The 11,012-nt window shown below is 57.4% G+C and carries 12 protein-coding genes and 1 pseudogene; 7 read left to right on the top strand and 6 right to left on the bottom strand.

Annotated elements, in window-relative coordinates; all coding sequences use genetic code 11:
- Nucleotide 1: 1 nt before the first annotated feature.
- A pseudogene (locus RTS12_RS17915) lies at nt 2-330 on the bottom strand (integrase core domain-containing protein); the annotation flags it as partial.
- A gap of 26 nt (nt 331-356) precedes the next feature.
- Here RTS12_RS17915 and RTS12_RS17920 point away from each other — a divergent pair.
- Nucleotides 357-674 (top strand): hypothetical protein, encoded by a 318-nt coding sequence (locus RTS12_RS17920; protein WP_312530949.1) that lies wholly within the window; start codon nt 357-359, stop codon nt 672-674.
- Nucleotides 675-980: 306 nt separating this feature from the next.
- Here the strand turns inward: RTS12_RS17920 and RTS12_RS20805 are convergent, their stop codons facing one another.
- The 5 genes from RTS12_RS20805 to RTS12_RS17940 form a co-directional block, all read right to left on the bottom strand.
- The gene (locus RTS12_RS20805; RefSeq protein ID WP_409455707.1) at nt 981-1,244 is read right to left on the bottom strand and encodes a transposase; all 264 of its coding nucleotides are present in this window, start codon (nt 1,242-1,244) and stop codon (nt 981-983) included.
- Nucleotides 1,234-1,599, bottom strand: a complete 366-nt coding sequence (locus RTS12_RS17925) for a hypothetical protein (RefSeq protein WP_312530951.1) — start codon at nt 1,597-1,599, stop codon at nt 1,234-1,236. The genes RTS12_RS20805 and RTS12_RS17925 overlap by 11 nt, the downstream gene beginning before the upstream one ends.
- Before the next feature lie 384 nt (nt 1,600-1,983).
- Nucleotides 1,984-2,472, bottom strand: a complete 489-nt coding sequence (locus RTS12_RS17930; protein ID WP_312530952.1) for a cytochrome P460 family protein — start codon at nt 2,470-2,472, stop codon at nt 1,984-1,986.
- Between the two features lie 285 nt (nt 2,473-2,757).
- Complete coding sequence (locus RTS12_RS17935; RefSeq protein WP_312530953.1) at nt 2,758-4,125, bottom strand: ATP-binding protein; 1,368 nt, start codon at nt 4,123-4,125, stop codon at nt 2,758-2,760.
- 50 nt (nt 4,126-4,175) lie between these two features.
- Nucleotides 4,176-4,898 (bottom strand): response regulator, encoded by a 723-nt coding sequence (locus RTS12_RS17940; RefSeq protein WP_312530954.1) that lies wholly within the window; start codon nt 4,896-4,898, stop codon nt 4,176-4,178.
- A 271-nt stretch (nt 4,899-5,169) separates the two neighbouring features.
- On the opposite strand from RTS12_RS17940, the gene RTS12_RS17945 reads away from it, so the two are divergent.
- The 6 genes from RTS12_RS17945 to RTS12_RS17970 form a co-directional block, all read left to right on the top strand.
- A complete protein-coding gene (locus RTS12_RS17945) occupies nt 5,170-6,249 on the top strand; it encodes an alpha/beta fold hydrolase (protein ID WP_312530955.1) in 1,080 nt (359 codons plus the stop codon).
- A 71-nt stretch (nt 6,250-6,320) separates the two neighbouring features.
- Complete coding sequence (locus RTS12_RS17950; RefSeq protein ID WP_312530957.1) at nt 6,321-7,454, top strand: alpha/beta hydrolase; 1,134 nt, start codon at nt 6,321-6,323, stop codon at nt 7,452-7,454.
- A 338-nt stretch (nt 7,455-7,792) separates the two neighbouring features.
- On the top strand, nt 7,793-8,431 hold the full coding sequence (locus tag RTS12_RS17955; protein WP_312530959.1) for a carboxymuconolactone decarboxylase family protein: 639 nt from the start codon (nt 7,793-7,795) through the stop codon (nt 8,429-8,431).
- A gap of 47 nt (nt 8,432-8,478) precedes the next feature.
- Nucleotides 8,479-8,952, top strand: a complete 474-nt coding sequence (locus RTS12_RS17960) for a cupin domain-containing protein (protein WP_312530960.1) — start codon at nt 8,479-8,481, stop codon at nt 8,950-8,952.
- Between the two features lie 362 nt (nt 8,953-9,314).
- Nucleotides 9,315-10,547 (top strand): putative DNA modification/repair radical SAM protein, encoded by a 1,233-nt coding sequence (locus RTS12_RS17965; protein WP_312530962.1) that lies wholly within the window; start codon nt 9,315-9,317, stop codon nt 10,545-10,547.
- Nucleotides 10,547-11,012, top strand: a 466-nt coding sequence (locus RTS12_RS17970) for a DUF4130 domain-containing protein (RefSeq protein ID WP_312530964.1), incomplete at its 3' end; no start/stop codon positions are given. The genes RTS12_RS17965 and RTS12_RS17970, both read left to right, overlap by 1 nt.

Consider the following 11,012-nt stretch of genomic DNA (forward strand, 5'->3'; position numbering starts at 1 on the left):
TCTAAACCCATGTGCAAAACATAAAAAGCCACATGATCACCGAAACTTGGGTCGTTCGTTTTGAAAGCTGGTGCGTGGCCGGCTGCTGGTCTATCGGGACGATGGCTTCCGACGCCAGTGAGTGATAGCCCGATGCGCTGTGTGCTCGTTTGGTGTTGTAATGCTTCCTCCACCCTTCAATCAGGATCTGTACCTCGCGGACAACGTAGAAGTCCGCCCCGTTCAGCAGCTTGTCGTGAAAGCGGGCGTTGAAGCTCTCGCAATAACCATTCTCCCAAGGCGATGCAGGCTCGATCTAAGCCGTTTTGCCTCGACGGCGCTGATCCAGTCGAACGGCGAGGGCGATTTTCGCGATCTTGCAGCTTGATCCGCTGGTCGCGGTTTTCGGCTCGATGGCCGGAGTGGCGACGCTGGGAATGATCATTCTGACGCTGGGAACCTCGCTTGCCGTATTCAGTTTCTTCCGCAAAGCTCCCGATCTGGCTGTGGGCCGTGCATCGTCCACCCGCATCGCGCCGACGCTGGCAAGCATCGGCCTGGTCGGCTGCCTTTGGCTGGTCGTGTCGAACTTCACGCTGATCACCGGCGGCAGCCTTGATATGAGCATTGCGCTTGCTGTGATCCCGATTGCGGCGCTTGCCCTAGGCTGGTTGCGCGGCGCGCGGGCAGACTGAGAAACTCGATGAGTATGAACCCTAGTGCCGGGCCAGCGAAAGAGATATATGTGCCGGAAGTTCGTGGGGCAGGGTAAAAGCCGCTGGGGTGAACACGCTGCATTCGACCCATGGACCTAACTGCAAAAATAAGCCGGATCAGTGCAATGAACGTATACCCCACCGGGATTCTGGGACGAAGTATGCGTTCGCCTTTTTTAGAATTTTTCGCTCCGCTGTAACCCGTGCCAGACCGCGCTTGAGCAGGCGGATTTCATCGGCTTGCGCCTTGATCTCTTGGATCACTTTCGCAGGCCGCGAAAGCTGCTATTGCCAAGTATAAATTGACTCGGTGCTAACGACCAAGCGCTCGGCCACCTCGCGCACCGGATAGCCACGATCCGCAACCTGGGCCACCGCAACCCGCTTGAACGCATCCGTGAGCTTCGTTCCGGATATCGCGTCTGCCTTGCTTCCAGAACTACCAAGCAAGGCGTCTAAAAATCTAGGGGCTTTCAATCCATGACCTAGCAGCTGTGCGGCTTTGACGTTCCGGTCGGGAAAGATGCCCGGTCCTTTCCTATGGCACATCTTTTATGGCTGCTCCCCAGCGTGATGCCGAGGGTCGGTTTCTGCTGTGGGACCACCGCGTGACATAGTGGCCAAGTGCCATGTAAAGGCCGATGATTGCCAGTAAATGCGCGAAAAAGCCGATCGTTGATTGGTTGAAGTCCCAAAAATCGATCGAAAGCTGCGCCGTAAGCTTGGTGCCCAAACCAAGGTCGAATGAACTGCGGATGCCCTGAATGGCAATGACCGCGGTGATCCCACGCAGCAGCGCCGTCGGTAGCGCGCTGGCCTGTGAATTTGGCACAGATGTCGCGCAAGGTTCATCAGCATCGCCCAACGCATGCCAAGATGCAGCGAGACAATGATCAAGGCCCACCAGGCGACCAGAATATGGATCTGGCGCGTCGAAAAGCCGCCACTGAATGGCAGAAAGGTGAACATTGATCGCGAAATCATAAGGCTTGTGAGCAGCAACACCAGCATCGCGGCTGCAAGCAGAACAATGGTCGCGCCATTGATCAGCCCACCTGCCCGAGGTCGCCCTGGCGCAAGCGTCTTATACCAACGGCGATTGAACAGGTTATGCACGATGATCAGCAAGAACATCCCCGTTCCGGCAAGCTCATGGGCAAGATTGCCGAGCCAATAATAGGCAAGGCCAACCATCAACAAGCCAATCGCGATAAAGTCACATACGAGGCGTAGAAGAAAGGTTCGGGTCATAGGCGTTCTTCCGTCATGGAGTGCTGGCAAGGCGCGCCTAGTTCACGGGATTGGTGCCGTCGAAGGCCTGAATTTCGCGATAGGTGAATAGAAAGTCACTGTCGCTTGCGCCCTGATGGCAGGACTGACAGCGACTGGTGTTTTCATCCATATTCACCCGGCCATCGGGCCAAAACCACTGGAACTGCCAATCTCCCGTGCGCCTCCGCTCGTCGTATTCGTTGCCCCAGTTTTGGCCTTTTTCCATCACGAAGTAGCGATAAAGGTCGCCGTCGCGATAATCGACCAGAACGAACTTCGCACCATCTGGCACGGTCTGACCCTGTTTGACGGTCTCGATCAGCTTGGGGGTGGTCATGATATGGGTGACCGAGTTTCCGCGCTCGCGACCGGTATAGTGAACAAGACCTTCTAGGGTTTTCGGGAATGTCACACGGTTCGGTTCGGCATGGACCTGGCAGGCCAAAAGGCCGACAGCGCTTAGCACTGGCGCGATCAGGGCGGCTCGAAGGGTATTGCGGCTCATCATTATCCTTTTGTGGATTGCAAATATGCGAGCAGGAAGCATGTTTTCCCGTCAAATTGCTGTTATTATTGGTAAAAATACCATTTGATCTGCCGACGGATGACGAACAGACCTTGAGCAAACATAGGTGAGATTTGTCGTTGAGATTTGTCGGCAACAGCGAATTTTGTCGCAAAATGTACGCTTGGCGACTGTGGTCAGGTGACGAAGCATCTTGCCAACCCATGCCAGGCCGCCACATCCAGGGGGAATAGCCCCGGCACGCATCCAGAACAGGATCTTGGGCTATTGCTTGCGTGGCAGGCTGATCACGACCCGGAAATTCGGATTGTCATTGTTAAGGACGATGTCCCCGCCATGATGGCGCAGGATCGTCCTTGCGATGGCCAGACCCAAGCCAACCCCCCCGGTTTCTCGATTTCGCGACGCTTCGATACGATAAAACGGCGCGAAGGCTTGTTCGTGCATGGCTTTGGGAATGCCGGGTCCATCATCCTCTACTATGATATCAATGGTTTGTTCGTTGCGGCACAGCTTGACCCTTGCCTTGCCACCATAGCGCACAGCGTTTTCGATAATATTGCGAATGGCGCGGCGCAGGCTGTCGGGGCGACAGCGATAGGTTGTTTTTTCGGCATCCTCATAGGTGACAGGCTGTCCCATTTCCGCAAGATCATCGCACAGACTGCCAACCAAAGCGTTAAGATCGACAGCACGTGTGTCTTCTTTAGTTGCTTCGCCGCGGGCAAAGGCAATGGTTGCTTCTGTCATGGTTTGAATCTCATCGATCGTGGCCAGCATCTTTTGCTGCGTGTCGGGATCGCTTACGAACTCGACACGCAGGCGCAGCGAGGTCAGGGGCGTGCGCAGATCGTGACCTATTGCCGCCAGCATTCGGGTGCGGTCTTCGATAAAGCGGAAAAGGCGGTCCTGCATCCGGTTGAATGCGGCTGTGGTTTGCCGAATATCATCCGTTCCTTCCTCGGGCAGGGGGGGCACATTTTCGCCCCTGCCAAGCGCCTCGGCGGCGGCCGTCAGGCGCTGCAAAGGCCGGGCGATCCGGTTTGCGGCAAGGGTTGCGATCACGCAAAGCAAGATGGCGGCCAATGCCAGCCAAGCCAACGTCTGCGAATTCCACCACGAGGTCGGCGTGCTATTATAATAAGCTGAATTCAGCCATGTGCCGTCATCAAGTTTCACCGCAATGCCGAAACCGCGGCTGCCGCCAAGTGGCGTATACCGGGCGGTTTGCGGCAGGCTCCATGTCACCGCCGAAGGCGTCAGCCAGGCCTGACCGGCATTGGCGGAAATGATCTCGTCCCTTGTGGTACTGTCGATCGCGGATTGAAGGTCGAAACCCGGATGTTGGTGAAAGTCGACGAAATTGGCCAGCGGCCTTGCCAGCTCATCTGCGGCGCGCCTGCGCCAGTCATCGGCATTATCAGGGGCGCTGTCGGAAATCCAAAATCGCGAAAAGGCGGTCTCGGTCGCCTCTAATGCCTCATTGCGCAATTCATCAGGCAATGAGCCCATGAGACGGGTGATCGATGTCGCGCGGGTAAAGAACTCGCTTTTCGAGGCCGTGTACAACGCCCGCTCTTGCTCGTTGCGCGATATGAAAAAGAACAATGCCTGCGACACGATCAACGTCACCAGCACAAAGCCGATGAATTGGGCGGCAAGACTGCTGCGCTACCAATGGATCATTCCGGTACGACCTCGGCGGACAGGCTATACCCTCCGCCCCAATGCGTGCGAATGATCGAAGGGTTCTTGGGATCTTCCTCCAGCTTCTTTCTTAGGCGGCTCACATGGTTATCGATGCTGCGATCAAAGACATCCGACGCCCGCCCGACTGTCAGATCAAGCAACTGATCCCGTGTCAGGACGATACCGGGATGCTCTAGGAAAGCCTTCAGTAACCGAAACTCTGCCGTGCTTAACGGAATGCCGACACCGTCGCGATCTGTCAGCTCATGACGACCGACATCCAGATGCCAATGCGCGAAACGAATGGTTCGCGCCTTTGTCGTTTGCCGCGTTTGCGGCGGCAGGCTGTTGACCCGCCGCAGGACAGCCCGGACCCGCGCCAACAGCTCTCTCGGGTTGAACGGCTTGACCAGATAGTCGTCGGCGCCAAGCTCTAGACCGATGATCCGGTCCATCTCTTCGGTCATGGCGGTCAGGAAGATGATCGGAACCTGGCTTGAGCCCCGGATCTCGCGGCAAACCGACAGGCCGTCCTCGCCCGGCATCATCACATCAAGCACGATCAGATCGATGGCGCTGCGTTCCATGATACGCTTCAGCGCAGAGCCGCTTTCTGCCAAGCTGACCCGATAGCCCTGCTTTGCCAGGTACTTGCCGACAAGGTCGCGGATGTCCCTATGGTCATCGACAACGGCGATATGAAGCGTTTCATCCATTCATCTGGTCCGATCTCGACTTGATAACCATTACCGCAGTCGGGCAGGCGGCGCATTTTTTAAATTGTAAAAAACTGTGTCAGGCCGCGGCTGGGGTACATCTTGCGACAAAATCGCCCGGTGCTGACAAAGCTCTGCGACAAAGATTTCCTAAACCTTCACCCAAGTTGATGGCGGCGACAGCTTTTTCCAAGAGGTCCATTCAAGCCATCCATGGCCTTGCGAAGCGGGTCAACGACATCTGAAGACCACAAAGGACGGTTTGATATTCATGTATGCAAAAATCCTGAAAAAAGCCGTTCCGGCGCTGCTCCTGACCTCTGTTCTTGCCACTACCGGCGGGGCGATGGCCGATCCGGGCCAGCCGCTGATCATTCAAGAACAGGGCAGTTTCGCGGTTGGCGGCACCGTCGTCGAGACCCCCGGCACCTATGACAACAACAACCCGACCCCCGCAGGGCAAAGCATCCACGGGGATCATCTTTACGCCTTCTATCAGGTCCCCCAGAACCCTAAGGCATTGCCCATCGTCATGCTTCACGGCGCCTTTCAATCGGCACGAAGCTGGGAAATGACGCCAGATGGCCGAGAAGGTTTTCAAACCATTTTCCTGCGGCGGGGTTTCCCGGTCTATCTGGTTGATCAGCCGCGCCGTGGTCGTGCGGGCAACAGCACCTTGGCCACGACGATTGAACCGACGCCCTTTGATCAGCTGTTTTTCGACCAGTTCCGGCTTGGGAAATGGCCGAACTATTTTGAGACTTTGCAGTTCGACAAAACGCCCGAGACCCTGGACCAGTTTTTGCGCTCGGTTACGCCCAATACCGGACCCTATGATGCGGGCGTGATCTCTGACGCCATGGCTGCGCTGTTCGATAAGACCGGCCCCGCCATCCTGTTCACGCATTCGCAGGCTGGCGGTCCTGGTTGGCTGACCGCGATCAAAAGCGAAAACGTCAAGGCAATCGTATCCTACGAGCCGGGCAGCGGATTCATCTTTCCCGAAGGTGAGCTACCTGCCGATATGCCCAGTGCGGCCGGCACACTTAAGCCCGAGGCGGTGCCGCTGGCAGATTTCGAGAAGCTGACGCGTATTCCGATCATCATCTATTACGGCGACAACTTCCCGATCGAGCCGACAAGCGAGCGTGGTCAGGACAACTGGCGGGTGCGCCTTGCGATGGCGCAGCTCTGGGTCGAGGCGATCAACAAGCGCGGCGGTGACGCACAGCTTGTCCATCTGCCAGAAATCGGAATCCGCGGCGGCACCCATTTCCTGATGTCGGATCTGAACAACCTCGAGATCGCGGACCACACCGCGAAGCTGCTGGCAGAAAAAAACTTGGACTAGCGAAACCCCAGCCCGCGACCTCGGATCACGTCGCGCGCGCATCATTTCTGAAAATGTGAAAGGAGAGCGGCATGACCAATGACGCCATCGACAACACAAGGCGAAGGCTTCTCGGAGCATCGGCGATCATTCTTTCAGGAGCAGTTCTAGGAGCCCATAAAATGGCCGTAACCCCTGCTGGCGCAGCTGAGTATAAGCAGAATCCGTTCACGCTGGTCTATGACGGTGCCCTTACCGAAAACCTGCCGGGCCATGTCGGCATCAACCCGGTCACGTACAAGCTGAACGGATTGGACATCGCCGCCAATGTCTACACCCCGGCGAATTACGACCCGAGCCAGAAATACCCCGCGATCGTCGTCGCGCATCCGAACGGCGGCGTGAAAGAGCAGGTCGCGGGCCTGTTTGCACAGCGATTGGCGGAACAGGGCTATATTACCATCGCGATGGATGCCGCCTATCAGGGGGCAAGCGGTGGCGAGCCGCGCAATATGGATAAGCCGCAATATCGCACCGAAGACATTCATGGCGCGGCAGATTTCATCACCCAATATGGCGGCGTCGATGCCAAGCGCCTTGGCCTGCTGGGGATCTGCGGCGGTGGCGGCTATTCCTTGCAAGCTGCAAAAACCGACAAGCGCTTCAAATCAGTTGCGACCTTGAGCATGTTCAATACCGGGCGCGTTCGGCGCAATGGCTTTGCGGATTCGGCAATCGACACCATTCAGGACCGTCTACGCCAAGCTTCGCAGGCACGCGCGCAGCAGGCCGCCGGGGGCAAGATCCAGTATATCGGGGGCGGCGCTGCAGCAACGGATGATCAGATCGCCGCATTGCCCTTCGAAATGTACCGCGAGGGGGTGATCTATTATGAGCGCACCCACGGCCATCCCAATTCGGGGGCCTATCCGAATTCCGGGGGGGCCTATACGCTCAGTAGTCTTATGGATCTGATGCGTTGGGACGCCACGGACGAGATCGAACTGATTGATCAGCCCTTGCTCATGCTCGCGGGCAGCAAGGCTGACAGCCTTTACATGACCGAGGATGCCTTTGCCAAAGCGACGGGCACCAAGGACAAGGCGCTGGTCAAGATCGAGGGGGCAACGGCCATCGGAACCTATTGGGTGCCCGAACATGTTGACGCCGAAATGGGCGCATTGACGCCGTTTTTCGCCCGTACGATCGGCTCTGACCAGTCCTGATCCATGCTTGCCTGTCTTTCGCTTCTGCGTCGGACAGGCCCGCTTTCAAAGTCCGCGCGTTAGCAACGGGGCCCGTTGCTTTTACTGGGCCTCGATCCCCTGACTTCCCCTTGTAATGCAGGTGGCACGACTTTTGGGGCCAGCTTTCTGCCCGCGCGTTCGCATCAATGATAAGAGATTTGATAGCCGATATGAAACTCGCAGCAGTCGTAGTCGCGCTTGCCATCGCAGCAGCGAACCATGCGCAAGCCCAATCGCCACAAGCCAGCGACCAGCAGACGCAGCAAGGCAATCAAGCACGGCCATCAGGTCCGCTTCAGCAAAAACTGGCACCCGGCATGGCTAATTACACAGATGAGGTTCTGTTCGGAGAGATCTGGCCGGGGCAGGGGCTGTCACCGCGTGATCGGAGCCTGGCCATTATTTCGGTTCTTATCGCCACGAACAAGCCGGCGCAGCTTCGTGGTCATCTTGGTCGCGCCCTGAATAATGGCGTGACCCCAACCGAGGCATCGGCGGTCCTGACGCACCTTGCGATCTACTCGGGTTGGCCAAACGCGGTGTCGGCTCTTGAGGTCTATGACAGCGTTTATACCGAACGCGATATCGATTTCGCTGCCCTGCAAGCCGAGATGGCGCCGCTGTCGGCCGCCGCCTCGGACTTCGCGGCAGCCGATACCGTGTCCGACCAATTCGGCGAGGTCGCGCCGAAATTTGCCGATCTGAGCAATCGGGTCGTCTTTGGCGATCTTTGGCGCCGCGCCGACCTGAGCATGCGCGACCGCAGCCTTGTGACCATCGCCACTCTGACCGCCACCGGCGACACCGATCTGTTGCAGCCATATCTGCGCCAAGGCCTAGAAGCTGGATTGACCCGCGATGAAATCGCCGAGGCCCTGACCCATGTCGCTTTCTATGCAGGCTGGGGCAAGGCAACCCGCGCGCTTGCCGTCGTGACCCAGACCTTGGGCGAATGATCATTCGTGCCGCTTCAAAACCCCTCAGCCTGAAAGGACCCGCGATCATGAAGAAATGCGCCGCAAAAGTTGCACTGATCTGGGCGGCACTAACGCTGGCTGTTCCCGCCGTCGCCCAGGCCGAGGTCGTCATCACCCGTGCCGGATCACAGCCCTCCGCGGTTGGTCCCGCTGAAAATTTCACCGGCAATGTGCGGGTGGATGACCGCTTCAAAGGCAGTGGCGATGCGCGGATCGGCGGTGCGACCGTCACGTTCGAGCCCGGATCGCGTACCGCATGGCATATCCATCCGCTTGGCCAGACACTGATCGTCACGCAAGGCGTGGGTCGGGTTCAGCACGAAGGCGGCGCCATTCACGAAATCCGGCATGGTGACATCGCTTGGATTCCGCCTGGCGTGAAACACTGGCATGGCGCCAGCCCGACGGTCGGCATGAGCCATATTGCCTTCTCCGAGACGCTTGACGGCTCGTCGGTCAAATGGCTGGAGAAGGTTTCCGACGAGCAATATCAACCCTAGTTTTAGCAGGCAAAAGCTGCCCCACCTGCCGGATGTACTGGCTTGGCATTTGACCGCCAAATCAAAGCACTATTGCGTCATGGTCCCGTCCGCCCGCGCGGGCGTGTGGCTTGATCTCATTGGCCAATTCGGCCGCGCTGCGAAGGATTGGCCGCCTTCGTTTCTGGAGGGTCTAACCGATCAGCCAATTGTCACCGTGGCCCGTCGGGCGAGGGCACCATTCTTGACCACTCGCCCGACGGTCGGTGCAATGCGTGCCTGAAAGTCGAAATTGGTCTGAACGTAAGCGGATCATTGGTGCTGGCCTGGGGTGGCATCGATCCGGCTTGACCGGAACAAAAGATGAACTTAAAGATGCAATCATGGTTCAGAAAACGCTTCAGCAGAAATTGGCCATCCTTTCGGACGCGGCAAAATACGATGCTTCCTGCGCCTCAAGCGGGACGACGCGGCGCGACGCGCGCTCGGGTGGGATCGGGTCGGCGGGCGGCAGCGGCATCTGCCATGCCTATACGCCAGACGGGCGCTGCATCAGTTTGCTGAAAGTTCTGATGACGAATTTCTGCATCTATGACTGCGCCTATTGCATCAACCGGGTCAGCAGCAACGTCGAGCGGGCGCGTTTTTCACCGGAAGAGGTGGTCACGCTGACGCTTGAGTTTTATCGCCGCAATATGATCGAGGGGCTTTTTCTGTCCTCGGGCATTATCCGCAGTCCCGATCAAACCATGGCGGATATGGTTCGTATCGCACGGATGTTGCGGGTCGAACATGGTTTCAAAGGTTACATTCACCTAAAGACAATTCCCGATGCCGCCCCCGAGCTGGTCGCCGAGGCAGGTTTGCTGGCCGATCGGATTTCGGTCAATATCGAACTGCCAAATGATCGCAGCCTGAAAAAGCTTGCGCCCGAAAAACGACCCGAGACGATCCGGACCACGATGGCCAATGTGCGCCTGTCGCGCGAGGCCGCGAAAGAGCGCAGCTTTACCGGCAAGCGCCCGCCTCGTTTCGCGCCGGCGGGGCAATCGACCCAGATGATCGTCGGCGCGGATGGGACGAATGATCGCGATATTTTGCGCACCTCGGCCAATTTATATGCAGGCTACGCGCTAAAGCGGGTCTATTACTCTGCCTTCAGCCCCATTCCCGATGCGTCGCGCATTTTGCCACTGATCAAGCCACCTTTGATCCGAGAGCATCGGCTGTATCAGGCTGACTGGCTGATGCGATTTTATGGATTTGACGCAGATGAGATCGGTCAGGCGCGTCCTGATGGAAATCTTGATCTTGATATCGACCCGAAACTGGCATGGGCCTTGGCCAATCGCGCGCAGTTTCCCATTGATATCGCAAGGGCCAGCAAGGAACAGCTTTTGCGTGTGCCCGGATTTGGCACAAAAACCGTCACCAAGATTTTGGCTGCGCGAAAAAGCACCACATTGCGGTTTGCAGATCTTTTAAGAATGGGCGCGATCATGTCCAAGGCCCGCGCCTTTGTGACTTTGGCAGATTGGCATCCGGGGGGATTGATCGACAGCAATGGGTTGCGCGCAAAATTTGCGCCGCCACCAGAGCAACTTTCGCTGTTCTGATGATCCGGGTCGATCTGCCAAGGTTTGATCGTTTCGAGGCTTGGCGCAGTGCGGCACGACAACTGGCCAGTGCGGGGGTTCCCGCCGAGGATGTTCTTTGGGCTGATCATGAAGAGCCAAAAGATCTGTTTGGGAATACGCCGATGCCAGAAGCTCGCGCGGTTGTTGTCCGCGTCAGCAAGGATTTTTTGGCTTTCGCCAAAACCGTGGGGTTTCATTCTGATCCCGAACGTTGGGCCTTGCTTTACGGCGCGCTGACGCGGCTTCAAAGTGATCGCATCTTTTGGACCAACCCTGCCGATCCGCTAATGGTCAGACTGAATGCACTGGCAAAATCTGTGCGCCGCGACATCCATAAGATGCACGCTTTTGTCCGGTTTCACGAAATGCCCGGCGCAGGTTCGCGGCGTGCTTTTGCAGCTTGGTTCGAACCCGAGCATCCGATTTTGCAAGCAGGGGCTCCGT

This window comes from Paracoccus sp. (in: a-proteobacteria) (assembly GCF_032007265.1).
In the GTDB taxonomy this organism is placed as follows: domain Bacteria; phylum Pseudomonadota; class Alphaproteobacteria; order Rhodobacterales; family Rhodobacteraceae; genus Paracoccus.

Bases quoted from the DNA above. Each gene is read 5' to 3' on its own strand.
- RTS12_RS20805 (WP_409455707.1), bottom strand. From the start codon at position 1,244: ATGTGCCATAGGAAAGGACCGGGCATCTTTCCCGACCGGAACGTCAAA.
- RTS12_RS17930 (WP_312530952.1), bottom strand. From the start codon at position 2,472: ATGAGCCGCAATACCCTTCGAGCCGCCCTGATCGCGCCAGTGCTAAGC.
- RTS12_RS17940 (WP_312530954.1), bottom strand. From the start codon at position 4,898: ATGGATGAAACGCTTCATATCGCCGTTGTCGATGACCATAGGGACATC.
- RTS12_RS17945 (WP_312530955.1), top strand. From the start codon at position 5,170: ATGTATGCAAAAATCCTGAAAAAAGCCGTTCCGGCGCTGCTCCTGACC.
- RTS12_RS17950 (WP_312530957.1), top strand. From the start codon at position 6,321: ATGACCAATGACGCCATCGACAACACAAGGCGAAGGCTTCTCGGAGCA.
- RTS12_RS17955 (WP_312530959.1), top strand. From the start codon at position 7,793: ATGGCTAATTACACAGATGAGGTTCTGTTCGGAGAGATCTGGCCGGGG.
- RTS12_RS17960 (WP_312530960.1), top strand. From the start codon at position 8,479: ATGAAGAAATGCGCCGCAAAAGTTGCACTGATCTGGGCGGCACTAACG.
- RTS12_RS17965 (WP_312530962.1), top strand. From the start codon at position 9,315: ATGGTTCAGAAAACGCTTCAGCAGAAATTGGCCATCCTTTCGGACGCG.